The organism is Croceivirga lutea (assembly GCF_014235875.1).
Classification (GTDB): Bacteria; Bacteroidota; Bacteroidia; order Flavobacteriales; family Flavobacteriaceae; genus Croceivirga; species Croceivirga lutea.
The window spans coordinates 97044-123687 of sequence record NZ_JACJUK010000001.1 but is presented as its reverse complement, the minus strand read 5'-3'; the positions used below and the strand labels follow the sequence as shown (position 1 = coordinate 123687).

Annotated in this window: 25 protein-coding genes and 1 riboswitch; of the genes, 15 read left to right on the top strand and 10 right to left on the bottom strand. The window is 34.2% G+C overall.

Annotated features, from left to right (window positions below; genetic code table 11):
• Complete coding sequence (locus H5V42_RS00570) at positions 1-1827, bottom strand: TonB-dependent receptor plug domain-containing protein (RefSeq protein ID WP_185781168.1); 1827 nt, start codon at positions 1825-1827, stop codon at positions 1-3.
• Positions 1828-1872: 45 nt separating this feature from the next.
• Positions 1873-2090, bottom strand: a riboswitch (cobalamin riboswitch).
• A 33-nt stretch (positions 2091-2123) separates the two neighbouring features.
• Here H5V42_RS00570 and H5V42_RS00565 point away from each other — a divergent pair.
• From H5V42_RS00565 to H5V42_RS00540, 6 genes are all read left to right on the top strand, one after another.
• Positions 2124-3275 carry an ABC transporter substrate-binding protein gene (locus H5V42_RS00565; protein ID WP_185781167.1) on the top strand — a complete coding sequence of 384 codons (1152 nt, stop codon included), beginning with the start codon at positions 2124-2126 and terminating at the stop codon, positions 3273-3275.
• Entirely contained in the window at positions 3276-4295 is a 1020-nt protein-coding gene (locus H5V42_RS00560) for an iron ABC transporter permease (RefSeq protein WP_185781166.1), read from the top strand.
• A 3-nt stretch (positions 4296-4298) separates the two neighbouring features.
• Positions 4299-5057 (top strand): ABC transporter ATP-binding protein, encoded by a 759-nt coding sequence (locus H5V42_RS00555; RefSeq protein ID WP_185781165.1) that lies wholly within the window; start codon positions 4299-4301, stop codon positions 5055-5057.
• A 95-nt stretch (positions 5058-5152) separates the two neighbouring features.
• Positions 5153-6514 (top strand): DNA recombination protein RmuC, encoded by a 1362-nt coding sequence (gene rmuC, locus H5V42_RS00550; protein ID WP_185781164.1) that lies wholly within the window; start codon positions 5153-5155, stop codon positions 6512-6514.
• On the top strand, positions 6511-6876 hold the full coding sequence (locus H5V42_RS00545; protein ID WP_185781163.1) for a 6-phosphogluconate dehydrogenase: 366 nt from the start codon (positions 6511-6513) through the stop codon (positions 6874-6876). The genes rmuC and H5V42_RS00545 overlap by 4 nt, the downstream gene beginning before the upstream one ends.
• A gap of 1 nt (position 6877) precedes the next feature.
• Positions 6878-7423, top strand: coding sequence for an acyl-CoA thioesterase (locus H5V42_RS00540; protein ID WP_185781162.1), 546 nt, complete (start codon positions 6878-6880; stop codon positions 7421-7423).
• Between the two features lie 5 nt (positions 7424-7428).
• Here the strand turns inward: H5V42_RS00540 and pgl are convergent, their stop codons facing one another.
• Complete coding sequence (gene pgl / locus H5V42_RS00535; RefSeq protein WP_185781161.1) at positions 7429-8139, bottom strand: 6-phosphogluconolactonase; 711 nt, start codon at positions 8137-8139, stop codon at positions 7429-7431.
• Between the two features lie 115 nt (positions 8140-8254).
• Positions 8255-9790 carry a glucose-6-phosphate dehydrogenase gene (gene zwf, locus H5V42_RS00530; protein ID WP_185781160.1) on the bottom strand — a complete coding sequence of 512 codons (1536 nt, stop codon included), beginning with the start codon at positions 9788-9790 and terminating at the stop codon, positions 8255-8257.
• Between the two features lie 101 nt (positions 9791-9891).
• Here zwf and gndA point away from each other — a divergent pair, with 101 nt between their 5' ends.
• Both gndA and H5V42_RS00520 read left to right on the top strand, forming a co-directional pair.
• On the top strand, positions 9892-11304 hold the full coding sequence (gene gndA, locus H5V42_RS00525) for an NADP-dependent phosphogluconate dehydrogenase (protein ID WP_185781159.1): 1413 nt from the start codon (positions 9892-9894) through the stop codon (positions 11302-11304).
• A gap of 12 nt (positions 11305-11316) precedes the next feature.
• The gene (locus H5V42_RS00520) at positions 11317-11661 is read left to right on the top strand and encodes a GIY-YIG nuclease family protein (protein WP_185781158.1); all 345 of its coding nucleotides are present in this window, start codon (positions 11317-11319) and stop codon (positions 11659-11661) included.
• Positions 11662-11718: 57 nt separating this feature from the next.
• Here the strand turns inward: H5V42_RS00520 and carB are convergent, their stop codons facing one another.
• Both carB and rpmH read right to left on the bottom strand, forming a co-directional pair.
• Positions 11719-14571, bottom strand: a complete 2853-nt coding sequence (gene carB / locus H5V42_RS00515; RefSeq protein ID WP_185781157.1) for a carbamoyl-phosphate synthase large subunit — start codon at positions 14569-14571, stop codon at positions 11719-11721.
• 97 nt (positions 14572-14668) lie between these two features.
• Positions 14669-14827 carry a 50S ribosomal protein L34 gene (rpmH, locus tag H5V42_RS00510; RefSeq protein ID WP_002669412.1) on the bottom strand — a complete coding sequence of 53 codons (159 nt, stop codon included), beginning with the start codon at positions 14825-14827 and terminating at the stop codon, positions 14669-14671.
• A 236-nt stretch (positions 14828-15063) separates the two neighbouring features.
• Here rpmH and H5V42_RS00505 point away from each other — a divergent pair, with 236 nt between their 5' ends.
• Positions 15064-15609: a DUF2892 domain-containing protein gene (locus H5V42_RS00505; protein ID WP_185781156.1), complete on the top strand. Its 546-nt coding sequence runs from the start codon at positions 15064-15066 to the stop codon at positions 15607-15609.
• Position 15610: 1 nt separating this feature from the next.
• On the opposite strand, the gene H5V42_RS00500 is transcribed toward H5V42_RS00505, so the two are convergent.
• Positions 15611-16570, bottom strand: a complete 960-nt coding sequence (locus H5V42_RS00500; protein ID WP_185781155.1) for a lytic transglycosylase domain-containing protein — start codon at positions 16568-16570, stop codon at positions 15611-15613.
• A gap of 32 nt (positions 16571-16602) precedes the next feature.
• Positions 16603-17265 carry an alpha/beta fold hydrolase gene (locus tag H5V42_RS00495; RefSeq protein ID WP_185781154.1) on the bottom strand — a complete coding sequence of 221 codons (663 nt, stop codon included), beginning with the start codon at positions 17263-17265 and terminating at the stop codon, positions 16603-16605.
• A 169-nt stretch (positions 17266-17434) separates the two neighbouring features.
• Between H5V42_RS00495 and H5V42_RS00490 the strand changes: the two genes are divergently transcribed.
• A complete protein-coding gene (locus H5V42_RS00490) occupies positions 17435-17722 on the top strand; it encodes a GNAT family N-acetyltransferase (RefSeq protein ID WP_185781153.1) in 288 nt (95 codons plus the stop codon).
• Positions 17723-17769: 47 nt separating this feature from the next.
• Here the strand turns inward: H5V42_RS00490 and mtaB are convergent, their stop codons facing one another.
• From mtaB to H5V42_RS00475, 3 genes are all read right to left on the bottom strand, one after another.
• Positions 17770-19113: a tRNA (N(6)-L-threonylcarbamoyladenosine(37)-C(2))-methylthiotransferase MtaB gene (mtaB, locus tag H5V42_RS00485; protein ID WP_185781152.1), complete on the bottom strand. Its 1344-nt coding sequence runs from the start codon at positions 19111-19113 to the stop codon at positions 17770-17772.
• Positions 19114-19197: 84 nt separating this feature from the next.
• On the bottom strand, positions 19198-20370 hold the full coding sequence (locus tag H5V42_RS00480) for a GlmU family protein (RefSeq protein ID WP_185781151.1): 1173 nt from the start codon (positions 20368-20370) through the stop codon (positions 19198-19200).
• Between the two features lie 79 nt (positions 20371-20449).
• Entirely contained in the window at positions 20450-20710 is a 261-nt protein-coding gene (locus tag H5V42_RS00475; protein ID WP_185781150.1) for a type B 50S ribosomal protein L31, read from the bottom strand.
• Positions 20711-20857: 147 nt separating this feature from the next.
• Here H5V42_RS00475 and H5V42_RS00470 point away from each other — a divergent pair, with 147 nt between their 5' ends.
• The 5 genes from H5V42_RS00470 to H5V42_RS00450 all read left to right on the top strand — a co-directional run bounded on the left by H5V42_RS00470 (position 20858) and on the right by H5V42_RS00450 (position 26612).
• Entirely contained in the window at positions 20858-21379 is a 522-nt protein-coding gene (locus tag H5V42_RS00470; RefSeq protein ID WP_185781149.1) for a DUF4199 domain-containing protein, read from the top strand.
• A 39-nt stretch (positions 21380-21418) separates the two neighbouring features.
• Positions 21419-22360: a glycosyltransferase family 2 protein gene (locus tag H5V42_RS00465; RefSeq protein ID WP_185781148.1), complete on the top strand. Its 942-nt coding sequence runs from the start codon at positions 21419-21421 to the stop codon at positions 22358-22360.
• A 49-nt stretch (positions 22361-22409) separates the two neighbouring features.
• Entirely contained in the window at positions 22410-24119 is a 1710-nt protein-coding gene (locus H5V42_RS00460) for a phospho-sugar mutase (RefSeq protein ID WP_185781147.1), read from the top strand.
• On the top strand, positions 24119-25951 hold the full coding sequence (locus H5V42_RS00455; RefSeq protein WP_185781146.1) for an ABC transporter ATP-binding protein: 1833 nt from the start codon (positions 24119-24121) through the stop codon (positions 25949-25951). The genes H5V42_RS00460 and H5V42_RS00455 overlap by 1 nt, the downstream gene beginning before the upstream one ends.
• 118 nt (positions 25952-26069) lie before the next feature.
• Positions 26070-26612: an RNA polymerase sigma factor gene (locus tag H5V42_RS00450; RefSeq protein WP_185781145.1), complete on the top strand. Its 543-nt coding sequence runs from the start codon at positions 26070-26072 to the stop codon at positions 26610-26612.
• The last annotated feature ends 32 nt before the right edge of the window (positions 26613-26644 follow it).

The window sequence follows — 26644 nt, the reverse complement described above, 5'->3', positions numbered from 1 at the left end:
CTAAAAATTTAATTGTATTTGTGTTTGAATATTTCTGTTAGGCATAGGCCTAAAGGCAATATTTTCATAATAGGTGTTAAAAACATTGTTTAGGGTTAATCCAAGTTTTAGCTGTTGACGCGGTCTAATTTTAAATTGATAATGTACCCCAAGGTTTGCTACTTGGTAACTACCTAGGTCACCACCAATAATTTGTACCGAACCATTATATAGATGCTGGTAAAAAAAACCAAGTGTATTATAATTGTACGCAATGCTACCATTGATTCTATGAAACGGAACATAGATTAATTGTTCATTTGTAGCCTTATCTTCAGAAACTGTGTAGGCATAATTTGACTGAAAGGCTAAATAGTGTTTAGTTAAAAAATTGTATTGGTAACTTAGCTCAGCTTCTACTCCGTAAACACGCACATTATCAATGTTTGATGGCGACCAAATTCCTTCATTATTAGGAACCCATCGTATCATATCTTTAGAATCAATATAATACCCATTTAAATTGAGACTAATTTTTTTAAAAGAAAACTGATTGCCTAAATCTATTTGATACGAATTTTCTGTTCGTAAATCTAGATTTCCACCCGGTTGCCAGTACAAATCATTAAAAGTTGGCATTCTAAAATTACGAGAGGCATTAAGTTGTAGTTTGTACCAGCTGCTGGCATCATAACTACCATGCCAAGCAAATAAAACCGGACTCATAAAATCTGAAGATATATCTTGGCGAACACTTAAATTATGACGAAACTTTTTAGAAAACTTATGTTTTAAAATCCCTGCTATGGCAACGTCATTACGTCTTGGTGTACCAATATTATCGCCCGCTCCACTATAATTTGCATATTCAACAAAGGTGTTGATGTCAAAAGACTTGGAAAGTGATAAATCTACCGAGTACCTTGCCAACATCGTAGTTACCCTACTAGAAGTAAAGTTGTCTGCATTTTTATTTTCAAAATATTTAAAACGCTCATGTAAGTGTGCAACTTTTAATTTAGTAATTAATTTTTCTCCAAAATGCCCCCACTCCACCTGTGTTCTAAAATTCTCATCTTCAAATTTACTTCTACCCGGTGCTAGCAGCGTTCCCGACAAATTTCTATCTCCAATAAATGTCTGATGAAATAATTTGATTACATGATTGTTGGCTAAAGAAATACCAGAATTAAAGTTGAGATTTAAGTGATTAAATTCTCCATTGGTATTTTGCTCATTAGTTTCTAAATACTTAAAATCATTATCAGAACTGTTGTAATTAATACCAAAATTTGAAGACCATTTACCCGTAGCAAAACTGTTATGGTAATTAATGCTTTGCGTATTAAAACTACCATAACCTAAAACCACTCTATTTTCAAAATGATTTGTAAATGCTAAATCATTGTTCAAATGAATAGAGCCCCCAATAGCCCCAGTGCCATATTGAACGCTACCACCACCACTGCGTATACTAACAGAACTGTAATTAAAAGGGTTTATGGTATTAAAATCTAATTGTCCGGTTAATTGTGAGTTAATAGTGATGCCATTCCAAACCACTGCGGTATGCGAAGCGCTTGTACCTCTAAAAGCGGGAGAGGAAACCATTCCATAACCATTTTCTTTAAAATAAATATGGCTATTAAAGTGTAATAAAGAAGTTAAAAGCGTACCGTTATTTAAAATGGTAGAATCGTTAAGTACATTTACTTTATGGCCGTCTGCATATTTTTTTAACTTTAAATCAGCCACAACCACTTCATCTAAAACTTGGGTAGGTAAATCTTGAGCAAAAGAAAAGACACTAAAAAGTAATAGGCATAATAGATGCCAAGAAAATCTCATAATCTAAACTTTTATCCCGAAAGCTTACTAATTTATTTTGCTGAACTAACAGCCAAAATTAAGGCAGGTCTCCTGGCTCGTTCTCCTTAATTTGCCTTCCCATCGTAAATAACAGTGGCTTTGTAGTAATTAAGGTCTTTAAAAAAAGGTGCCAATTTAAGTTGGCAAGAACTTACAGTTGCGGGAACAGCTTTGGTTTTGCACCAAATTCCCTTTTAATTCTTCGGATACGCTCCTCAGAAACCATAATTTTTTACGAAAGTAATCAAATTAAGTGGAAGTAGTACTTTTGAGAAATGAAAGGAAGAATACTCTTTTACCTGTTTTTGCTAACGTTGGGCCTTGCTTGTAAGCAAAAACGCACCCAAAACATACCTTTAGAAAAAACACCCTCTCAGATAGAAAATATTACCTATGCTAAAGGTTTTACTATTGAAAATCATGATGATATAAAAATTATAAAAGTTAGAGCTCCATGGCCAGAAGCTAAAAAAACCTTTACCTACGCCGTTATACCAAGAGAAAAAATTAGTACCCTTACCTACCCTAAAGATTATTTTGATGCAGTAGTACTAACGCCAATAAATTCTCTAATAGTTACATCTACTACCCATATACCGGCTTTGGAAGAATTAAACAGTCTAGATAAACTAATTGGGTTTCCACAAACAAATTATATTTCTTCAAAAAAGGCAAGAACGTTTATCAATAATGGTCAAATACAGGAACTGGGGCAAAATGAACGGTTGAATACCGAAATTACCTTAAGTCTTAAACCAGAAATTATAGTTGGGTTTGCCATTGATAACTCAAATAGCCCTTATGAAACTTTTCAAAATGCCGGAATACCTGTTGTTTTTAATGGTGATTGGGTGGAACAGACTCCTTTAGGAAAGGCAGAATGGATAAAGTTTTTTGGTGCCCTCTTAGACAAAGAAAAAGAAGCTGACAGTATTTTTAAAAACATTGAAACCAATTATAAAGCGGTAAAAGATTTAGCTAAAAAAGGTAAAAAAACACCTTCTGTTATTAGTGGTGCACTATATAAAGACGTTTGGTATGCTCCTGCTGGAGATAGTTGGGCCGCTCAATTTTTTAATGATGCAAATGCAAATTATATGTATGCTGATACTAAAGGCACTGGTAGTCTTTCGTTAAGTATAGAAAATGTCTTAGCTAAAGGTGCAACTGCCAATTATTGGATAGGAACAGCTCAATTTGAAAGCTATGACCAAATGAATAATTCGAATACCCATTATTCAAAATTCGAAGCATTTAAAAACAAAAAATTGTACAGTTTTGCGAACACCACAGGAGAAACCGGAGGTATACTCTATTATGAACTAGGCCCACAAAGACCTGATTTGGTTCTTAAAGACTTGGTAAAAATTCTACACCCACAGGTATTACCAAACTATTCACCATACTTTTTTACACCTTTGCAGTAAATGCGAAAAGAACGTTCATATAAATTCTCATTCCTACTACTCTTAGTTTTAGTAATCGCTGCCTTTGTATTAAATCTATCATTAGGTTCTGTGGCTATACCTTTTTCTGAAACAATTGCCATTCTATTAGGAGATACAACTGTAGATGAATCAAAATCATACATTATTTTAAACTACCGTCTTGCCAAAGCTGTAACCGCAATTTTAGTTGGTGGTGGTTTAGCTGTTAGTGGTTTATTAATGCAAACCCTATTTCGTAATCCGTTAGCGGGTCCGTTTGTATTAGGTATTAGTTCAGGTGCAAGTTTAGGAGCCGCACTGTTACTTTTAGGTGCTTCGGTTTTAGGCGGAATACTATATTTTGACACTTCACTAGTAATTGCAGCCAGCCTTGGTAGCTTTTTAGTGTTATTAGTAGTAATGGTAGTAGCAAATAAGGTAAGAGACACCATGACATTATTAATTATTGGTTTAATGTTTGGTAGCATAACCGCTGCAATTGTTAGTGTTTTGGCCTATTTTTCTGATGCTGAGAGCTTACAACGATTTATATTTTGGTCTTATGGTAGTGTAAGTAGTCTTTCATGGAAACAAATTTTGCTTCTTTTAGCTATTGTGATATTAGGTTTGGTACTAAGTCTATTTAGCGTTAAAAGCTTAAATGCATTTTTACTTGGAGAAAATTATGCCGAAAGCTTAGGCGTGTCTATCAAAAAATCAAAATACCTTATAATTTTAGCTACTGGATTATTAGCAGGAAGTATCACGGCATTTGCTGGACCAATTGCCTTTGTTGGATTAGCCGTACCACACCTAACCAGGCAACTTATTTCCAGCACCAATCATAGTATTGTACTACCAGCAGTATTTATCTATGGCGCTATTCTAATGCTTCTCTGTGATACCATAGCGCAATTACCTAACTCTGCCACTGTTTTACCTATTAATGCTATTACATCTCTATTTGGAGCACCTATAGTAATTTGGCTCTTAGTTCGTAAAAGAAAAATTCTATTTTAAACTATGCTTAAGGTTTCTAATTTAGCGGTTGGTTATCAAAAAAATGCAATTGTAAGAGATATTTCATTCGAGCTACAGCCTAATGAACTTTGTGCTGTTGTAGGTGTTAATGGTATTGGTAAATCTACACTATTGCGAACTCTAGGAAGACTTCAACCAAAGATTAATGGTACTATTTACTTGGATAAAACTAATTTATCCACAATAAAAAATTTAGACCTTGCTAAACTGCAATCAATGGTTTTAACGGAGCCTATTGCTACTAAAAATCTCACTGTTTTTGAGATAATTGCTTTAGGAAGACAACCGTATACCAACTGGTTGGGTGCTCTTAATACTACTGACAAAAAAATAATTGAAACCTGCCTGCAGTCTTTTTCTTTACACAGTTTAAAACAAAAAAAGTGCTTTGAGTTAAGTGATGGTCAATTACAACGCGTTTTAATTGCCAGAGCAGTAGTACAAGATACCCCGTTAATTTTGTTAGATGAACCCACAACTCATTTAGATATTTCGCATAAGGTGGAGATTCTAATGCTACTAAAAACACTTGCTAAATCAAATAACAAAACTCTACTTTTTACTACACACGAAGTTGACTTAGCTATTCAGCTATGCGATAAAATTTTGATATTAGACGGAAAAACCAATCCGTTTGGGGAGCCTTGTAAATTAATTGAAAACGGTTGTTTTGACAAGCTTTTTCCTACCGATTTGATTCGTTTTGATGCCAATTCTGGTACATTTAAAATTAAACAATAATCAACTTTTCTTGTTAAAAAAGCATTTATAAACCCTTCTTATGAAGTCTAATTTACTGCAAGTAAAGAAGTATCTTTACCCATAGAATAAACTATATGAGTACCGAAGTATTAACACTAATAATTGCTGCTGTTGCTTTAATAGCCGGACTTTTTCTTGGAATGTATATTCAAAAATTAAAGACAAAGTCTAATGAAAGTGTTTGGCAAGAACGCGAAAATCAATTGAAAAACACTATAGCTGAGCTTAATGCAAAACTAGTTCATGAGAATACAGAGAAGCGCCAATTGCAAAGCGAAAAAGAACAACAGGGCAATCAGTTAGTTAGATATGAAGCTGAAATCGAAAATTTACACCGAATAAATGTTGAACAAAAAGCTGAGGTTGAGCAACTTCAAGAAAAGTTCACTAAAGACTTTGAAAACTTAGCCAACAAAATTTTAGACGAAAAGAGTACCAAGTTTACAGAGCAAAATCAAAAAAATATCAAGCTAATTTTAAATCCGTTACAAGAAAAAATTCAACTTTTTGAAAAAAAGGTAGAAGAAACGCAAAAAGAGAATATTAGTATTCATTCTGCCTTAAAAGAACAGTTGCTAAACCTTCAAAACCAAAACCTTAAAATAACACAAGAGGCAGAAAACCTAACCAAAGCATTAAAGGGTGACAGCAAAATGCAAGGTAACTGGGGAGAACTAGTTTTAGAACGCGTACTAGAAAAATCTGGCTTAGAAAAAGACAGAGAATACTCAGTACAACAAAGCTTTAAAAGAGAAGACGGCACTAGAGTATTACCAGATGTTATCATCAATTTACCTGATGGTAAGAAAATGATAGTAGATTCAAAAGTTTCGCTAACAGATTATGAGCGCTTTACTAATGCTGATGAGGCAGAAAAGCCTCGTTATTTAAAGGATCACATTAATTCTATTCGTAAACATGTAGACCAACTATCCGCAAAAAAATATGAAGATTTGTATGAGATGGAAAGCCCAGATTTTGTGCTTATGTTCGTTCCTATTGAGCCTGCATTTGCCATAGCTATTAATGAGGATAATTCTATTTACAATAAAGCTTTTGAACAAAACATTGTTATTGTAACACCTTCGACCTTATTGGCCACATTACGAACCATTGATACCATGTGGAACAATGAGAAACAGCAACGAAACGCCATTGAGATTGCCAGACAAGCTGGCGCACTTTACGATAAATTTGAAGGTTTTGTGGGTGATTTAACTAAAGTTGGCAAAAAAATGGATGAAGCCAAAAACGAGTATCGTGGTGCCATGAATAAGCTTGTAGAAGGTAGAGGAAATATTATCACCAGTATTCAAAAGCTAAAGAAAATGGGTGCTAAGGCTAAAAAATCGTTACCTGAACCTATTCTTAAGCGGGCATTAGAAGATGACGACAATGAATTTTCAGATGAACAACCTAAACTCAACTTAAAATGAGAAAAATATTAGTAATTTTTATTTCTGTTCTTGTGGTAGGCTTATTGGGCTACTTTGCATTTATTTATTATGTGCCATTTAGTGAAGGATATCGTTCAGGAGAATTGATAAAATTTAGTAGAAAAGGTGTTATGGTCAAAACTTGGGAAGGAGAAATTAGCCAAGGTATATCTGGGGCTCAAATATTTCAATTCTCAGTACAAGATTCAGAAAAAGAAGTAATTCAACAACTAATCGATTTGCAAGGCAAATATGTAAAAGTTGCTTATAAAGAGCGATATGCCACCTTTTTCTGGTTAGGGGACACCAAATATTTTATTGAAGAAGTCACGGAAGAAGATTCTCCACATTTTGGAAATTAATATGAAACAATTCAAAAAATCAAAAGAGTCTCGTGTTGCTATAACAGAACTAATGCTTCCGCAACATTCAAACTTTGGTGGTAAAGTTCATGGTGGACATATTTTAAATTTAATGGACCAGATTGCTTTTGCCTGTGCAAGTAAACACTCACAAAGCTATTGTGTAACAGCCTCTGTAAATAGAGTTGATTTTCTTAATCCTATTGAAGTAGGCGAACTGGTTACCTTAAAAGCATCTGTTAACTATACAGGACGAACATCAATGGTTATAGGGGTTCGTGTAGAGTCAGAAAATATAAAAACTGGCCAGATTAAACACTGCAATTCTTCTTATTTTACCATGGTTGCCAAAGATGAAAACGGTAAAAACAAACCTGTTCCAGGACTTCTCATTAAAAATAATGAAGGATTAAGACGGTTTGCTAGAAGCGTTGAACGTAAAATGGCAGTATACAAAAGAGACTCTAAATATGATGGTACGAGCAGACAAAACGAGGCGTACTTATCTTTTTTAGAGGGCGAAAATGTAAAGTTAGATTTGGACTAGATTTTTTATAAGAAAGAAGCTGCTTCATCATCTAAAAACCAAATCAAGTCTTTCGATTTGGGGCTTACCAAAGCTGCCGGATAGTTCTTAAAGCCATCAACCTGATTATGAATTTCTTTGACCTTTTCGGCCTTTGCTTTTCCGGTTACTAGAAAAATAACCTGTTTTGCGGCATTAATTACCTTCCCATTTATAGTTATTCTTTTTTGACCCGTTTCTGGGTGTTCTGCTACCACGCAATGGTCATTAGCGTCCCACAATTCAATTTGATGAGGAAAAATTGAAGCCGTATGACCATCATCTCCCATACCTAAAATAATAAGGTCAAATTGAGGAACTTCTTCTACCCTATCTAAATTTATTTCGAGGAGATTGGCATAACGCATTACTTCCCTTTCTGGTGAAGCTTCGCCTAAAACACGATGTATATTTTCTTCGGGCACATCAATTTTAGAAAACAAATGTTCTACCGTCATTTTGTAATTACTCTGGTCATCTGTCGAAGGTACACATCGCTCATCTCCCCAATAAAAGTGAACCTTTTGCCAGTCTACAGTATCACCATACTCCTCTGCTAAAACATCAAAAACTATTTTTGGTGTACTACCACCAGACAAAGCAACATGATAAACATCTGAGTTATTTATTTGCTCGGTAAAAAACTTTGAGAACTGTTTTGCTACTTCGATTTTATTTTCAAAAACCTCTACTCTCATTATTGTTTTAGTTCTTTATTTTTCAAAATGGCTTATTAGTAAGTATAAAATCTTACTACTTTTAAGGTAGTAGGTTATACTTTGCAATTTCATCTTTATACTTTATTCTTTAAAACTAACAAAGCACACAATACCCTGGTTCATCTGTTAATTCTGGCCCTGGGTTTCTCCAAAAACCAACGCCCTCAATTAAATCATCTGCATTTTCTGGTCCCCAAACTCCCGCAGCATAACCATACATTCTAACATCTTTACCATTAGCCCAATAATCTAGAATTGGGTCTACAAATGCCCAAGCCGCTTCAACTTCATCTGCTCTAGCATATAAAGTAGCGTCGCCTTGCATGGCATCTAATAGCAAGCGTTCGTAAGCTTCCATGACATTGGTTTCAGCCAAATCTGCATAATAAAAATCAAGATTTGCGCGCTCAACTTTAAAACCTTGACCAGGAACCTTAACGCCGAATTTTATTAATATTCCCTCATCTGGTTGAATTCTAATGATTAACTTATTGTCTTTACTACTCATGCCAGAATCTTGAAATATTTGATGGTGAGGCGTTTTAAAATGTATTACTACTTCGGTAACTTTTGTTGGCATTCGTTTAGCCGTTCGAACATAAAATGGAACTCCTTGCCATCGCCAATTATCTACAAAAAACTTAACAGCTGCATAGGTTTCTGTGGTAGAATCTTCAGCAACACCTTCCTCTTCTCTGTACCCTTTTACCTTTTCACCATCAATGGTTGAAGGCATATATTGTGCCCTTATGGTGTTGTTAAACAAAGTTTTTTCGTCTTTCATTATTTGTAAAGAACGTAAGGCTTTTACCTTTTCATCTCTGATATCTTCTGGAGCGTCACTAATAGGTGGTTCCATAATAATTAGTGAAACAATCTGTAATAAATGGTTTTGAAACATATCTCTCAAGGCACCAGATTTGTCATAATAGCCACCTCTTTTTTCTACTCCTCCGTCTTCGGCATTAGTAATTTCTACATGATGAATATAATTTCTATTCCATAGTGGTTCAAAAATGCTATTGGCAAAACGGGTAACCAGTAAATTCTGAACGGTTTCTTTACCTAAGTAATGGTCAATCCTATAAATCTGATGTTCTTCAAAATGTTTTTGAAGTCCATTGTTCAGTTCTTTAGCCGTTTCCAAACTATAACCAAACGGCTTTTCTACTATCATACGTTTCCAACCATTTTTCTGGGTACTCATTCCAGCATCAGCTAAATTTTGCGCAATGGTTTCATATAAAGAAGGTGGCGTGGATAAATAGTAAATAATATTGCCTGAGGTATTGTGTTTAGATTTTAAATCCTCTATTCTTTTCTTAAGATTACTGTAATCCGTGTCATACGAACCTCCTAAATCATGATAATAAAAACAATTGGCAAATTTTTCTAAATCATTAGTATTCAGTTCCTCACGCTTATCTTTTAAATACTTACTTTCTGTAACAACCCGTTTTCTAAAATCCTCATCAGACATATCACTACGGCTTGCGCCTAACACCACAAAATTCTTAGGTAAATTTTCTGAAACGAATAAATTGAATAATGCTGGCACCAGTTTTCTTGCAGTTAAATCGCCAGAAGCGCCAAATATTACTAAAATTTGATTCTCAGTTTTCTTAGCCATAGTATTTTTACATTGGTAAAAACGAATATAACCTTTATTTTAAGCAGCATAGCTGGTTATTGACTTTCTTAGTGCTATCTTAACATTTAAAATTACAAAGCATGGCAGATATAAAATACGATTTCGGACTTGTAGGTTTGGGCGTAATGGGTAGAAACTTTATTCTAAATGTAGCAGACAAAGGTTTTACAGCTTTTGGTAATGATTTAGATGATGAAAAAGTAAATGCCCTAATTGAGGAAGGTGGTGATACTCAAAAAGTAAGTGCAAGTACAGATGCTGCTGAGTTTGTAAATGCGTTAAGTACGCCCAGAAAAATAATGCTTTTGGTACCCGCAGGTAAAGTTGTTGATGCGGTTATTGAAAATCTTTTGCCTCTTTTAGACAAAGGCGATATCATAATTGATGGTGGAAATTCTTTTTTTACTGATACAGACAGGCGTGAAGCCTTTTTAAAGGAAAAGGGAATTAACTTTTTTGGAGCAGGAGTCTCTGGTGGTGCCAAAGGTGCCCGTAGAGGTCCTAGTATAATGCCAGGTGGCTCCAAAGATGCTTACCAACATGTTAGACCTATTTTTGAGGCTGTTGCGGCCAAATATGATGGGGAACCGTGTGTGGCCTATTTAGGACCAAAATCTGCAGGAAATTATGTGAAAATGGTACATAATGGCATTGAATATGGTTTAATGCAATTAACATCTGAAATTTACGATGTTCTTAAAAAAGCGGGTAAATTATCTAATGAAGAATTACATGCTACCTATGCCGAATGGAATAAGGGTAGATTGCAATCTTTTTTAGTAGAAATAACTTCTGAAATCTTTGAACAAAAAGATAACTTAACTAACGGTGACTTAGTTGATGTTATTTTAGACAAAGCAAAGCAAAAAGGAACTGGTAAGTGGACCTCTCAAAATGCAATGGACTTAGGTATACCAGTACCCACCATTGACATTGCTGTTAGCATGCGTGAAATTTCTGCTTTGAAAGACGAACGTAAAAAAGCTGACGAACTTTACAATAGACCAACTCCAAACGCTATCAATAAAACTGAATTGATTAAAGACTGTGAGCAAGCACTTTACTTTGCTTTTATTATGGCGTATGCTCAGGGTATGCATCAATTAGCAGATGCCTCTAAAGAATATGGTTATGAATTAGATTTAGGAGAGATTGCCAAAATATGGCGTGCCGGATGTATTATTAGGGCAGCTCTTTTAGCCGATATTACTAATGCTTACAAAGCTAATTCAGGATTGCAAAATTTACTTTTAGCAGATTCTTTTGTTGAAAAAGTTCAAAGTACAGTGGTCGCTGCTAGAAAACTTGTTTCTTATGGTGCTTTAAACGGAATTCCCTTACCTGGTCTTTCCAATGCACTAACCTATTTTGATGCGTATACCTCTGAACGTTTACCATTGAATTTAATACAAGCACAGCGAGATTATTTTGGTTCTCACACCTACGAAAGGTTGGATAGAGAAGGAATTTTTCACACAGAGTGGGAAGCATAACAGGTCTTTGTGATGCAAAAGTATTGTGTGTATGTTATTGAATTACACAAGAAAGTGTACACAGAGAATAAACGCTTTAGAGAAGCAAATCCTCAGTATAATGGAGTGCTAGAATGCCTCTATGTGGGTATGACTAGTAAAACACCAAAAGAACGTTTTGAACAACACAAAAAGGGATTAACCTCCAAAAAAGGTTATTCTATTTCATCCAGTATTGTACGTAAATACGGTAGCTATTTAAGACCCAGTTTATACAACCACATTAAACCCGTTAATACAAAAGCTGAAGCTTTACAACTAGAAGAGCAACTGGCAAAAGAATTACGCCGCAAAAGATATGCGGTTTGGTATAATTAAAAAAAGGGATATTTCTGAATTGAAAATATCCCTTTTTAAACTAGTATACACTATTCTTTATTTTGATAGGTACATTTTTCTTCTAGAATATAAATTGTAGAATTCGTCGTCTTTTAAACTATCAATAAACAAAATACTCTCTCCTGTACTTTTCATTTCAGGACCTAAATTCTTATTCACATTCGGAAATTTATTAAAAGAGAAAACTGGTTGTTTAATTGCATAACCTTCTAACTGCGGGTTAAAATTAAAGTCTTTAATCTTTTTTTCACCCAACATAACTTTGGTTGCATAGTTTACGTAAGGCTCTTTATAAGCTTTTGCAATAAACGGTACTGTTCTAGATGCTCTCGGATTAGCTTCTATTATATATACCGTATCGTCTTTAACCGCAAATTGAATATTGATTAAACCAACAGTGTTCAATGCTAACGCAATCTTTTTAGTATGGTCTTTTATTTGCTGAATTACAAACTCGCCTAAATTAAATGGTGGTAAGGTGGCATTAGAGTCTCCAGAATGAATTCCGCAAGGTTCTATATGCTCCATAATACCTATGATGTATACATCTTCACCATCACAAATTGCATCTGCCTCAGCCTCTATTGCTCCATCTAAATAGTGGTCTAATAACAACTTATTATTTGGAATCTTACGAAGTAAATCTACCACATGAGCTTCTAAATCTTCCTTGTTGATAACAATCTTCATACCCTGACCTCCTAACACGTAAGATGGTCTAACTAGAAGTGGAAAACCTAACTGTTCAGCCAATTCTAAAGCTTCGTCTGCACTTTCTGCAGTGCCAAATTTTGGGTAAGGAATGTTGTTGTCTTTAAGCAAAGTAGAAAAACTACCTCTATCTTCGGCTAAATCTAAAGACTCAAAGCTAGTGCCAATAATTTTAACACCGTAACGCTCAAGTTTTTCTGCTAATTTCAATGCAGTTTGCCCTCCGAGCTGAACAATTACACCTTCTGGTTTTTCATGTAAAATAATATCGTAAATATGTTCCCAGAAAACAGGTTCAAAATATAGCTTATCAGCAGTATCAAAATCTGTTGAAACCGTCTCTGGATTACAGTTAATCATTATAGTTTCATAACCACATTCTGCTGATGCCAATACCCCATGTACACAGCAATAATCAAACTCAATTCCCTGACCAATACGGTTAGGCCCTGAACCTAATACTACAATCTTCTTTCTATCTGTAACCTCACTGTCATTGGCTACATATTTTTTACCGTCTGCAGATTGTATTTGTTCCTCAAAAGTAGAGTAATAATAAGGTGTTACCGCTTTAAATTCGGCCGCACAGGTATCTACTAATTTGTATACTCGAGTAATATCATACTCTTCTCTTTTCTTATGCACCTCACTCTCCCAACAATCTAGCATATGCGCTATCTGTCTATCTGCAAAACCTTTTTGTTTGGCTTCGAGCAGTAAAGACTTTGGTAAGCTTGCAATAGTGTATTTAGATATTTCTTTTTCTAATAGATGCAATTCTTCATACTGTTTTAAGAACCACATATCTATTTTAGTAATATCATGAATGGTCTTTAGTGAAATACCTAACTGAATGGCATCATAAAGTACAAATACCCTATCCCAACTTGGTACTGTTAATTTCTGAATGATGGTATCATAATCTTTTAAGCCTTTACCATCTGCGCCTAAACCATTTCTTTTTATTTCTAAGGATTGTGTTGCTTTATGCAGCGCTTCTTGAAAAGAACGTCCAATACCCATTACCTCACCAACGGCTTTCATTTGAAGACCAAGTGTACGGTCAGAACCTTCGAATTTATCAAAATTCCAACGCGGTATTTTTACAATTACATAATCTAAGGTTGGCTCAAATAACGCAGAAGTTGATTTGGTAATTTGATTCTGTAACTCGTCTAAAGTATAACCCATAGCCAATTTTGCGGCTACTTTTGCAATAGGATAACCTGTAGCTTTAGAAGCTAAAGCTGAAGAACGAGAAACACGTGGGTTAATTTCAATTGCAATTATTTCTTCCTCTTCATCAGGACTAACTGCGAATTGAACATTACAACCCCCTGCAAAATCACCAATGCTTCGCATCATATGTATGGCCATATCTCTCATCCTCTGAAAAGTTCTATCAGATAAGGTCATTGCTGGTGCAACGGTTATAGAGTCTCCTGTATGAATACCCATTGGGTCCATATTTTCTATGGTACAAATAATAACTACGTTATCATTTTTGTCTCTTAATAATTCGAGCTCATATTCTTTCCAACCCATCATGGCCTTATCAATCATCACCTCATGTATAGGTGATACTTCTAAACCATGGCTCAATAGTTTATCAAAATCTTTTGGGTCATAAACAATAGATGCCCCAGCTCCACCAAGCGTAAACGATGCTCTAATTACTAATGGAAATCCAAATTCTTGAGCAATTTCTTTTCCTTTTAAGAATGATGTAGCTGTTGCTTGTGGTGCCATTGGCACCCCAATCTCTGTCATCAACTCTCTGAATTTTTCTCTGTCTTCAGTAATGTTAATAGCATCAATATCAACCCCGATAATTTCTATGCCAAAATCTTCCCAAATGCCTTTTTCGTCGGCCTCAATACATAAATTTAATGCCGTTTGACCACCCATTGTTGGTAAAACAGCATCAATATTTGGATGTTTTTTTAAAATTTCAATTATCGATTTAGTATTTAAAGGCTTTAAATAAACATGGTCAGCCATTGAAGGATCCGTCATTATCGTAGCCGGATTACTATTAATCAAAATAGTTTCAATACCATCTTCACGTAACGAACGTAATGCCTGTGAACCAGAATAATCAAATTCACATGCTTGGCCAATAATAATTGGTCCTGATCCAATAATTAAAATCGATTTTAAATCTTCTCTTTTTGGCATATTCTCGTGGGTTTACTTCAATCGTTAAAAATAGGTCAAAAAAAAGGTGCTAATTTAAATATCAGCACCTTTATATTCATAAGTTATCTACAATCATCTATTTTTTGTGTCTTGGCTCAGATGATACAGTTAATTTTTTTCTTCCTTTAGCTCTTCTTCTAGCAAGAACCTTACGGCCATTGGCTGTTGCCATGCGCTCTCTAAATCCATGCTTGTTTCTTCTCTTTCGTTTCGATGGCTGAAATGTTCTTTTCATTTGTTTTCGTGCTTAAAGGTTATTATGAAGCCTTTCAAAATTTCTGGGCGCAAATATACAAAGACTTTTTGCTCTGACAAGAACATTTAAAAAAATGTTTGTGTTAGTTTTGCTTTTTTATAAAAATACCACATTTATAATTTATGACCCTTTTTAAATACGAGGCTTTTAAATTCTTAAGTGCGGTAAATTATTTTTAAAAACAGAACACAACTAACTAAATTAAAATACGCTTAATGTTTCATAAAAACATAAAACTTGTACTAGCAGCAGCAATAATTGGTTTTGCAGTTTATCAATTTATTGAGGGTGAAATCGGAAATGGTATTTTCCTAATCTTACTTTCTTTGATATTTATTTTTTTGTATTTCAGAAATGAAATCATTCTTTTAGCTTTTCTTCAAATGCGTAAACAAGATTTGAATGGTACAGAAAAATGGTTATCAAAAATTAAAAATCCAGAAGCTGCCCTAGTTCAGAAACAACAAGGTTACTACAATTACCTACATGGTATAATACAAAGCCAAAAGAATTTAAGCAAAGCTGAAAAGTTTTTTAGAAAAGCGCTTAAGCTGGGTTTAAACATGGATTATGATGCTGCCATGGCGAAACTTAGTTTAGCAGGAATTGTAGCGCAAAAGGGTAGAAAAAGAGAAGCTACAACGCTTCTACAAGAAGCTAAAAAATTAGATAAAAACGGTATGCTGACGGATCAAATTAAAATGATGCAACAGCAAATGAAAAAAGCTCAGGCAGCTGGTGGCCGCCCAAGATATCGCTAGTTTATTTGGCTGTTCTATAATATCCTTTATTTGGAATTTTAATGCCGTATTTTTTGCGTGATGCATTATTTAAATGTGCTTCGCGCAACCATGGGTTATGACGTTTTAAAATCTTGTAATTGATTTCGTAGGTTGAAGCAAAATCGGCCCAATCTGCAATGGGTTCATCTACTTCTACCGTAAATGTTGGTACATCTTTATACAAATCATCTTTTTCCAGCTCAAAACCATATTTTTCAGGATTGGAAAGAATCTCTTTAATGGCCATAATTCTAAATACATAACGGCCGGTTTCTTGCCCTAAAAGTAAATCGTAATAATCATCAACTTTTTGAATATTCATGTACTTTTGAATACCGCCTGGTCCAGCATTATAAGCCGCCGCAGTGAGTGTCCAAGTACCAAAACGGTTTTTCCATTTATTTAAATAATCGCACGCTACTTGTGTTGATTTCTCTAAATGATATCGCTCATCAACATTATCATTAACTTCTAAGCCATATTCTCTACCAGTGGCCTTCATAATTTGCCAAAACCCTGTAGCACCAGCTGGTGAAACAACATTTTGCAAACCGCTTTCAGCAACAGCTAAATACTTAAAATCATCTGGTATACCGTTCTTAGCTAAAATAGGTTCAATTATTGGAAAGTATTTATTTGCACGCTTCATTAACAATAAAGCATTAGACTGCCAATAGGTGTTTACTAAAAACTCCCTATCTACACGCTCCATTATTTCAGGGTCTGATAATGGTACCATTTCACCGGAAAAATTTAAATCTTCTGGTATATCAATAGCACTAATTTGATAGGTATCACTAACATTTTTATCAGTCTCTGTTTCTGTTACTTTTTGGTTTTCAATGGCATTATCAGAATTATCTTGTTGAATGGCATAAATTAAAGTGCCAACCACAAAACCAAAACCTATGATTGCTAGGATATTTTTCAAATACTTCATTAAATCAATTTTTATGCAATATATAAACTTAATTAAGACAAAATTAGTGCAGGTAAGTGTTCATTAAACCATTTTGAACGATGTATAATCATGGTATGTGTCCCATTCTTTACAGTAATACACTCTTTTATATTGACTATTGGAAAGACCGCGTCTTTTTCTCCATGTATATGAATAGTATTTTCTAAAGGCTCAGTTTGTTTCCAATTTACAATGGTATTTATGGCCCAATCCAAATAAACTTTATCTCTTACACTTAAATACATTTCGTACAGGTGTAATCTTTTATTTACGGTTTCTCCAAATGCATATTTAGCAAGTAATTCTATATTAGTTACCAAACCTGTTGGCAACAATTTATGTACTTTGGTATACTTAGCAAACCACATACGCTTTGGCATTTCTGAATTGGATTTTACTGAAGATATAATAATCAATTTACGAACTGGTATATGCTTTGCCATTTCTTGAATTAACATACCCCCAAACGAAACCCCTAAAAGTACTGGATGATCATGTGTTACCATGTTACACATATGCTTAGCGTATGCTGAAAAAGACATTCCCTTTTCGGGCATAAACCATTCTAAGTACACAATTTCAAAATGTTCTTCAGATAGCCTTAAGTTTTCGAATATTTTAATACTAGCTGCCATACCTGGCATTAGGTAAAGTGGAACTTTAACAGCATTCATAAGTCGAAAGTAGCGGATTTACTAGGAAAAATGCTATATTTTACATAATTTTGTAATCCTTTTGTGAATTACCCCAATTAATGCTTTTTTAAAAATAGGGCAATAATGGAAGTGAATTCAAACCAACAAAACCTAATCCACACAAGAATTAACACTATATTTTTTATATATGGAAATTACTGACAATAGCTTTTTACGCCAATTTGAAATCAATGTTGACGGTCATTTGGCAAAAATTGAGTACTCTTCACAAGAAAGAAAAGTATTCTTGACCAAATTAGTCATCCCTGAAGCGATTGAGCAAGAAGGTTTTAAAGAATCTTTTATTAAAGCTGTACTAAACCACATTCAAGACCAAAATCTTAGAGTGGTTCCAACAAGTCCGCACATTGCTGGCTTTTTACGTAAAAATAGACATCAATATAAAGAGATGTTACCTGTTGGAATAAGAATATAAGTACAGAACAGTACCAAAGAAAAATCCCGATTCTCATCGGGATTTTTTTATGCAAAAACTTTTTCTTTTATAAAGTCGAACCTAACCAAACCGTCTTCTGCAATCTGAGTTAGCTCTACTTTATGTAAGGTGTTTACCAAATCAGGATTCCAAGGTGCTTTAACCTTTACATAATTCTCTGTAAAGCCATGAATGTAACCTTCCTTATTTTCGCCTTCAAATAAAACTGTTCTTATGGTTCCTAGCTGACTTTCGTAAAAGGCTCGTCTCTTTTTTGTTGAAAGCCCTCTAAGCATTTTGCTTCGTTTAGAGCGTATATTTTTAGGTACCACAGCTTCCATTTCAGCAGCTATTGTATTTGCCCTTTCTGAATAGGTAAATACATGCAAGTAAGAAATATCTAATTCATTTAAAAAGTGATAGGTCTCAAGAAAATCTTCATCAGTTTCACCAGGAAAACCAACTATCACGTCCACTCCAATACAGGCATACGGCAACACCTCTTTTATTTGCCTAACTCTATCTACATACAAATTTGTTAGGTACCTGCGGCGCATCAACTTTAAAATTTTGTCGCTTCCGCTTTGTAAAGGAATATGAAAATGGGGGACAAAACTTGAGCTTTGCGCCACAAAGTTTATAGTTTCATTTTTTAAAAGATTGGGTTCAATTGAAGAAATGCGTAGCCTATGAATACCTTCAACATTATCTAGCGCTTTGACCAAATCTAAAAAAGTATGCTCATGCTTTTTATTACCAAATTCTCCTTTGCCGTAATCTCCAATATTAACTCCGGTTAAAACAATCTCTTTGATGTCTTGCGCTGCAATTTCACTAGCATTTTTTAGCACATTTTGTAAAGAATCACTTCTAGATATTCCTCTAGCCAACGGAATTGTACAATAGGTGCATTTATAATCACAACCATCTTGAACTTTTAAGAATGCTCTAGTTCTGTCGCCAATTGCGTAACTACCCACATAAAAATCTGCGTCTTCAATCTCACAAGAATGTATTTCAGCTAACCCCTTAGATTTTTCGGTTTGACTTAATAGGTCATTTAAATAATCGGTTATTTTAAATTTTTCTGTTGCTCCAAGAACCAAATCAACACCATCAACTGCAGCTAACTCTTCTGGTTTTAATTGTGCATAACAACCAATAGCAATGACAAAGGCTTCCGGATTCACTTTTTGGGCCTGCTTAACAATGGTTTTAAAACGCTTATCAGCATTCTCTGTAACTGAACACGTATTAATCACATAAATATCAGCATATTCAGAAAAATCTACCCGATTAAATCCGTCATTTTCAAAACTTCTAGCAATGGTAGAAGTCTCTGAAAAATTTAGCTTACAACCCAGTGTATAAAAAGCAACGTTCCTCTGCATAACCTCTTGTAAATGGGGCGCAAAGATACAATATTCGATACAAAATTTTTGGAGCTTAAAATAAGAATGTCAATCAGGATAAGATTAACTTTTTCTCCATTTTTGAGTGAGCTCAAATACGGTTTCCAAAATATCTTGTTCAATTTGGTCGAATTCAACACCTCGCCTACCCATCATAGCCTTGGCGGTTTCAAATGCTTTGTTAGTTCTATATGTAGTAAAACCAGATGCACCTCCCCAACTGTAACTTGGTACAAAATTTCTTGGGAAACCAGTTCCAAATACATTAGCACTCACCCCTACAACGGTACCTGTATTAAACATGGTATTAATTCCTGCCTTGCTGTGGTCACCCATCATTAAACCACAAAACTGTAATCCGGTTTGGACAAACCCTTCTTTTTTATAATCCCAAAGTTTAACAGGAGCATAATTATTTTTTAGGTTTGAAGTATTTGTATCAGCACCCAAATTACACCATTCTCCTAGAACTGAATTTCCTAAAAAACCTTCATGACCTTTATTAGAGTACGCAAATAAGACCGCATTATTTACTTCTCCGCCTACCTTGCAAAACGGGCCAAAAGTTGCAGCACCATAAATTTTAGCACCCATTTTTAAAACTGCGTTATCACATAGAGCTAAGCCACCACGAATAATACAACCTTCCATAATTTCTGCATTCTTACCCACATAAATAGGCCCCGTACTTGCATTTAATATAGAGCATGACACCTGGGCTCCTTCTTCAAGAAAAACGTTTTCAGGATTTATTACTGTATTATTTGACGGTATTGGTTGACTTTTTCTGTCTTTGGTAAGTAAATCAAAATCTTGTTGTAAAGCTTCAGCATTTTTAGAAAAAATATCCCAAGTAGTTGTTATAGAAATAAATTCAGCATTGGATTCAATAACATTTAAATCAGCAACAGAAAAGTCTTTTAAAGGGTCGTTAGTAACATAACCAATAACAAGTGAATTTTTTACCAAAACCTCATTTGATTGCAAAGCAAGTAGTTGATTCACTAAAACTGCTGTAGGCAAAATACCTCCATTAACCACCAAATTATTTTCACCAACTTTTAAAGAAAATTTAGCCGCTAGGTAGTCTTTTGTTTGATAACTCACCGTTGCCTTTAGGTATCTTTCCCATTTTTCAGCAATTGTAAGTATACCAACTCTAATGCCTGCTACAGGCCTTGTAAACGTAAAAGGAAGTAAATTATCGCTATTGAAATCTTTTAGAATAATATTCATTGCACTTTAGGTTTGTGTAAAAATAAAAACGCCTTCGTTAAGAACGAAGGCGTTTCATATATATTCTCGTAAAAGGGACCTACTTATCTTCCTTTTTAAATTTTTTGTATTTGTTCTTGAACTTATCAATACGTCCAGCAGTATCAATAAGCTTGGTTTTACCAGTATAAAACGGATGTGATGTTCTAGAAATCTCCAATTTAATTAATGGATATTCTTCACCATCTACTGTAATGGTTTCTTTAGAATCTGCCGTTGACTTAGTAATAAACACATCGTCATTAGACATATCTTTAAAAGCTACTAATCTATAGTTTTCTGGGTGAACTCCTGCTTTCATTTTCTTGACTTCAATTTTTCGGACTGCAAATTTAGATAAAATTTTATCACTTACAACACTTAATACAAAAAAAGTTAAATTGTATTTTTCTTGTAACAAAATTAACTGCTTTACTACTAATAACCGTAATCAACTAAATTCTTAATAATGGAAGAAACCGATTTAAAAACAAGAAAACAAACCATAAACTTTGGAATATTTGCTGGTGTAGTCAGTGTAGTTTTTGGACTTATGCTCTTTTTTCAAGAATTACATTACGAAAGAAGCTTTGGTATACAAGCTGTACAATTTGGAATTGTAGCACTATTTGTTGTATTAGGTGTAATCCAATACAAAAAATCTAACGGTGGGTACATAACCATTATGCAGGCCTTGAAAATTGGCGCTGGTGTTGGTGCCTTAAGTGCTGTAATTGGAATTATCTACTATTTATTTATGTCTAATGTATTAGACCCTAATTTCTTAGACAATTCTATTGATTTAGCAAAAGAACAAGCTTTTACTCAAAACCCATCTATGACTGAAGAACAATGGCAACAAGGAGTTGAAATGCAGAAAAAGTTCATGCCAATATTTTTAGGTATAGGTGTGCTTTTAAGTACCATTTTTGGATTAGTTGTGGGTTTAATTACTGGTGCAATTGTTCAAAACAAGAGAGCACAATACTAGAAAAGTTTTACTTTTGACGGAATTTCGACTGAATCAAACATGCAGTTATCGCTGGTAATTCCGTTACTTAACGAAGAAGAATCTTTAAAAGAATTACACGGTTGGATTGTAGATGTAATGCAAGCCAACCGTTTTTCTTATGAAATGATTTTTATTGATGATGGTAGCACAGATAAATCTTGGCAAACCATTCAAGAACTTTCCCAATCTAATGAGTTCGTAAAAGGAATTCGTTTTCAGAAAAACTTTGGTAAATCTCAAGCATTACATGCTGGCTTTAATACCGCTCAAGGTGATGTCGTAATTACCATGGATGCTGATCTACAAGACAATCCGGAAGAAATACCTGAATTATACCAACTTATTACTCAAGAAAACTTTGACATTGTTTCTGGTTGGAAAAAAAAGAGATATGACTCTATTCTGGCTAAAAATCTACCTTCAAAATTATTTAATTGGGCTGCCAGAAAAACTTCAGGGTTAAAACTGCACGATTTTAATTGCGGTCTCAAGGCTTATAAAAATGAGGTGGTGAAAGCCGTAGACGTTACTGGTGATATGCACAGATACATTCCGGTTCTTGCCAAAAATGCGGGCTTTGATAATATTGGAGAAAAAATAGTAAAACACCAAGCCAGAAAATATGGTAGAACCAAATTTGGTATGAGTCGTTTTATAATTGGTTTTCTAGATTTAGCTACTATTTGGTTCATCTCAAAATTTGGTAGAGCACCCATGCATCTTTTCGGAGCTCTTGGGGTTTTTATGTTTTTTATTGGTTTTGTATTTGCAGTATATTTAGGTGTAGATAAATTATTCATCAATAAAACAGGACGTTTAATTACCAATCGCCCTCAATTTTACATAAGCTTAACAGCCATGATTATTGGAACACAGTTATTTTTGGCAGGATTTCTAGGAGAAATTCTAATCCGAAATCGCAAAAAGGAAGCTAGGTATACAATAATTGACGAATTTTAACATTACTGTAAGCAAATACTTACGGTAAAATATAAAACCACCTCTTAACATGAGTACTATTAAAGATACGGCCGCTAAATGGCTAACCGATTTTTTCGACCCAGAAATTAAAAATCAAATTCAAAACCTAATTGATACCAATGAAGAAGAACTAAACGATTCATTTTACAAAAACTTAGAGTTTGGTACTGGTGGTATGCGAGGTATCATGGGTGTTGGTACTAATAGAATTAATAAATACACCCTAGGTAAAAATACTCAAGGTCTTAGTAATTATCTAAAAAAGGTATATCCTAATGAAGATTTAAAAGTTGTAATTGCTTATGACTGTCGTCATAATAGTGACACCTTATCGCAAGTTGTTGCAGAAGTGCTATCAGCAAACGGAATTAAAGTTTACCGCTTTTCTGATTTAAGAACTACTCCAGAATTGTCTTTTGCAGTGCGCCATTTAAATTGTCATGCAGGAATTGTATTAACTGCATCTCACAATCCGCCAGAATATAACGGTTATAAAGTTTACTGGACAGATGGTGGTCAAATAGTACCACCACAAGATGGAGAAATAATTGCTGAAATTAATAAATTAGATTTTACAGATATAAAATTTGAACCTAATACAAATTTAATTGAAGCTATAGACAAAGAAGTCGACGAAGCTTTTTTTGAAGAATCTGTAAAAGTGGGCAACTTTAACGCCGATGGTAAAGACGATTTTAGCATTGTATTTACTTCTATTCATGGCACTTCAATTACAGCAATACCTGAGGTTTTAAAGCGTGCAGGTTATAAAAACGTAACTGTTATTGAAGAACAGGCTACACCTGATGGCAACTTTCCAACGGTGAAATCTCCAAACCCTGAAGAACCAGAAGCTTTAGCAATGGCTTTAGCTAAAGCAGAAGAAATTGGAGCTGACATGGTTGTTGGTACAGACCCAGATAGTGACCGCTTAGGCATTGCTGTTCGCAATCTTGACGGCGAAATGGAATTGCTTAATGGCAACCAAACTATGGTTTTAATGACTAAATTTCTTTTAGACCAGTACAAAGCAAAAGGTTTTGCGGGTAATGAATTTATTGCGACCACCATTGTATCTACTCCAATGATGGAAAAAATGGCAGCTTCTTATGGTGTTGAATTTAAAACTTCATTAACTGGTTTTAAATGGATTGGTAAAATGATTAAAGATTTTCCCGAGTCCCATTTTATTGGTGGCGGTGAAGAAAGCTTTGGCTATATGGTAGGTGATTTTGTTCGAGATAAAGATGCTGTGACCTCTACCCTATTAGCCTGCGAAATTGCAACTCAAGCAAAAGCTAATGGTAGTTCTTTCTACAAAGATTTAATTGATTGTTATCAGCAATTTGGTTTCTACAAAGAAAAACTTGTTTCTTTAACTAAAAAAGGGCAGTCTGGAGCGGAAGAAATTAAGCAAATGCTTAAAGATTTTAAAGAGAATCCGGTTGAATCTGTTCAAGGTGCAAAACTACTTTACATTGAAGATTACAACACTTCAATTAAAAAAAACGTTCAAACCGGCGAAGAAACTACTATAGACATTCCGAAGTCTAATGTTTTAATTTATGAAACTGAAGACGGAACAAGAATAGCTGCTAGACCTTCTGGTACAGAACCTAAAGTAAAGTTTTATATTACTACGAACACAACTTTAGTAAATACTTCAGATTTTAAAACCGTAAATTCGCAGTTAGATTCCAAAATTGATGGAATTTTAGCTGATTTGAATTTAGGTTAATGAATAACATACTTGGCAAAATCTTACGGTTTGCCAAACCGTATAAATTTTATGGCATACTCAACATTATTTCCAATGTTTTGTATGCCTTTTTTAATGTACTCTCCATTATCATTTTTATTCCAACACTTGGTATTTTATTTGATAATCAAGAAAAGGTCTATCAAAAGCCCGTTTATGAGGGGTTTTCTAATTTAAAAACATATGCAGAAAACTCGCTAAATTACTTTTTAACAGATAAAGTTTCTGCTGATGGTCCAATGGCTGCACTCGCTTTTATTTGCATTGCTAGTGTATTTATCTTTTTTCTAAAAAACTTTTTCCGATATGCGGCTTTGTATTTTTTGGCATTTCTAAGAACCGGTATGGTTAAAGACATACAAGACCAACTTTATCACAAAACAGTTGATTTGCCAATCTCATTTTTTTCAGAAAAAAGAAAAGGAGATTTACTTGCTAGAATGACCTCTGATGTTAAAGAAGTTGAAGGATCAATAATAAACTCACTAGAAGCTCTTGTAAGAGAACCCATTACCATTGTTATTGTATTAGCAACTATGCTTGGTATTAGTGCAAAACTTACACTATTTGTATTTCTATTTTTACCAATAGCTGGTTTTTTAATATCTGTAGTTGGTAAAAAATTAAAGGCACAATCTGCTGAAGCACAAAAAGAAACGGGCAAATTTTTATCCTTTTTAGAAGAAACATTAACCGGACTTAAAGTGATTAAAGGTTTTAATGCTGAACAAAGCCTAGCCAAAAAATTTACCGATTCTACTGATAAATTCAAAAATATTATGACCTCGGTTTTACACCGAAAAGGTCTAGCTTCACCATTTAGTGAGTTTTTGGGTGTAGCTGTAGTTATAACCGTTCTTTGGTATGGCGGTAGTTTAGTTTTTGATGAGGGTAGCAACTTAAAACCACAAGATTTTATGGGCTATATTGGTTTATTCTACACTATAATTAATCCTGTAAAGGCAATCACAACGGTAAACTATAGTATTAAAAAAGGAAATGCCGCAGCAGAACGAATTTTTGAAATTCTAGAAACCAAAAACCCTATCGCAGATAAAATTGATGCCAAAGTAGTTACAGACCTTAAAAATGGTATTGAATTTAAAAACGTAGCCTTTAAATATATAGATGAACTTGTTGTAAAAGACTTTAATCTAGCAATTAAAAAGGGTCAGACTGTTGCTTTGGTAGGCCAATCAGGCAGCGGAAAAAGTACAATTGCCAATCTCATAACTCGTTTTTATGATGTAAATTCTGGTAGCATTGCAATAGATGGTGAAAACATAAAAAACATCACAAAAAAATCTTTACGTGGGTTAATGGGCTTAGTAACTCAAGATTCAATTTTGTTCAATGACTCGGTTAAGAATAATATCTGCCTTGGCAAACCACTAGCTACTGATGAAGAAATTATTGAAGCGGCTAAAATTGCAAACGCCCATGAGTTTATAGTTAACTTACCAAATGGGTATGACACCAATATAGGTGACAGTGGTAATAAACTCAGTGGTGGTCAAAAACAGCGACTTTCTATTGCACGTGCAGTTTTGAAAAATCCGCCCATTATGATTTTAGATGAAGCAACCTCTGCTTTAGATACAGAAAGTGAACGCCTAGTACAAGATGCACTAGAAAAAATGATGCAAAACAGAACCTCTTTGGTTATTGCTCATAGATTATCTACAATACAAAATGCCGATTCAATAATAGTAATGAATAAAGGAGAAATTGTTGAACAAGGAACTCATGAAGAACTTATGAAATCTCAAAAAGGCTATAAAAAGTTAGTAGAGTTACAGACTTTAGCTTAATTAAAAGTTCAAAACTAAATATTGTTTTCTATCTCATCTTAATAAGTAACCGCATTATTAAAATACTTAACCTTTAAACCTTTTATTACTTTTATAGTCATAAGGTAAAAGCACACTTTTGATTTCAGAAGAAACCCTTGTTTTGGAACTTAAAACCAAAGAAAGTCAAGCTAAGGCTTTTGAGGTTTTGGTAAATACCTACAAAGAAAGATTGTATTGGCATATTCGTAGAATTGTAATGAACCATGATGATGCGGATGATGTTTTGCAAAATACTTTTATCAAGGTTTATCGCAATATAAATAGCTTTAAAGGAGACAGTAAGTTGTATTCATGGCTATATAGAATTGCAACAAATGAGAGTCTCACTTTTTTGAAGCAAAAATCAAAAAAGTCAGGAATATCGAGTGAGGAATTACAGCAATCGCTTATTGATAATTTAGAATCAGATGTATATTTTGAAGGAAGTGAAATTCAGTTAAAGCTTCAAAAAGCAATTGCAACCTTACCCGAAAAACAAAAACTAGTGTTTAATATGAAGTATTTTCAAGAAATGAAATACGATGAAATCTCAGAAGTTTTAAAGACTTCGGTAGGTGGGTTAAAAGCTTCATATCATTTAGCAGTAAAAAAAATTGAAGCATTCTTAAAAGAAGGTTAAACCAATTAGCTTTATCAAAGTCTTACGATTGA

Bases quoted from the DNA above. Each gene is read 5' to 3' on its own strand.
- H5V42_RS00570 (WP_185781168.1), bottom strand. From the start codon at position 1,827: ATGAGATTTTCTTGGCATCTATTATGCCTATTACTTTTTAGTGTCTTT.
- H5V42_RS00565 (WP_185781167.1), top strand. From the start codon at position 2,124: ATGAAAGGAAGAATACTCTTTTACCTGTTTTTGCTAACGTTGGGCCTT.
- H5V42_RS00560 (WP_185781166.1), top strand. From the start codon at position 3,276: ATGCGAAAAGAACGTTCATATAAATTCTCATTCCTACTACTCTTAGTT.
- H5V42_RS00555 (WP_185781165.1), top strand. From the start codon at position 4,299: ATGCTTAAGGTTTCTAATTTAGCGGTTGGTTATCAAAAAAATGCAATT.
- rmuC (WP_185781164.1), top strand. From the start codon at position 5,153: ATGAGTACCGAAGTATTAACACTAATAATTGCTGCTGTTGCTTTAATA.
- H5V42_RS00545 (WP_185781163.1), top strand. From the start codon at position 6,511: ATGAGAAAAATATTAGTAATTTTTATTTCTGTTCTTGTGGTAGGCTTA.
- H5V42_RS00540 (WP_185781162.1), top strand. From the start codon at position 6,878: ATGAAACAATTCAAAAAATCAAAAGAGTCTCGTGTTGCTATAACAGAA.
- pgl (WP_185781161.1), bottom strand. From the start codon at position 8,139: ATGAGAGTAGAGGTTTTTGAAAATAAAATCGAAGTAGCAAAACAGTTC.
- zwf (WP_185781160.1), bottom strand. From the start codon at position 9,790: ATGGCTAAGAAAACTGAGAATCAAATTTTAGTAATATTTGGCGCTTCT.
- gndA (WP_185781159.1), top strand. From the start codon at position 9,892: ATGGCAGATATAAAATACGATTTCGGACTTGTAGGTTTGGGCGTAATG.
- H5V42_RS00520 (WP_185781158.1), top strand. From the start codon at position 11,317: ATGCAAAAGTATTGTGTGTATGTTATTGAATTACACAAGAAAGTGTAC.
- carB (WP_185781157.1), bottom strand. From the start codon at position 14,571: ATGCCAAAAAGAGAAGATTTAAAATCGATTTTAATTATTGGATCAGGA.
- rpmH (WP_002669412.1), bottom strand. From the start codon at position 14,827: ATGAAAAGAACATTTCAGCCATCGAAACGAAAGAGAAGAAACAAGCAT.
- H5V42_RS00505 (WP_185781156.1), top strand. From the start codon at position 15,064: ATGTTTCATAAAAACATAAAACTTGTACTAGCAGCAGCAATAATTGGT.
- H5V42_RS00500 (WP_185781155.1), bottom strand. From the start codon at position 16,570: ATGAAGTATTTGAAAAATATCCTAGCAATCATAGGTTTTGGTTTTGTG.
- H5V42_RS00495 (WP_185781154.1), bottom strand. From the start codon at position 17,265: ATGAATGCTGTTAAAGTTCCACTTTACCTAATGCCAGGTATGGCAGCT.
- H5V42_RS00490 (WP_185781153.1), top strand. From the start codon at position 17,435: ATGGAAATTACTGACAATAGCTTTTTACGCCAATTTGAAATCAATGTT.
- mtaB (WP_185781152.1), bottom strand. From the start codon at position 19,113: ATGCAGAGGAACGTTGCTTTTTATACACTGGGTTGTAAGCTAAATTTT.
- H5V42_RS00480 (WP_185781151.1), bottom strand. From the start codon at position 20,370: ATGAATATTATTCTAAAAGATTTCAATAGCGATAATTTACTTCCTTTT.
- H5V42_RS00475 (WP_185781150.1), bottom strand. From the start codon at position 20,710: ATGAAAGCAGGAGTTCACCCAGAAAACTATAGATTAGTAGCTTTTAAA.
- H5V42_RS00470 (WP_185781149.1), top strand. From the start codon at position 20,858: ATGGAAGAAACCGATTTAAAAACAAGAAAACAAACCATAAACTTTGGA.
- H5V42_RS00465 (WP_185781148.1), top strand. From the start codon at position 21,419: ATGCAGTTATCGCTGGTAATTCCGTTACTTAACGAAGAAGAATCTTTA.
- H5V42_RS00460 (WP_185781147.1), top strand. From the start codon at position 22,410: ATGAGTACTATTAAAGATACGGCCGCTAAATGGCTAACCGATTTTTTC.
- H5V42_RS00455 (WP_185781146.1), top strand. From the start codon at position 24,119: ATGAATAACATACTTGGCAAAATCTTACGGTTTGCCAAACCGTATAAA.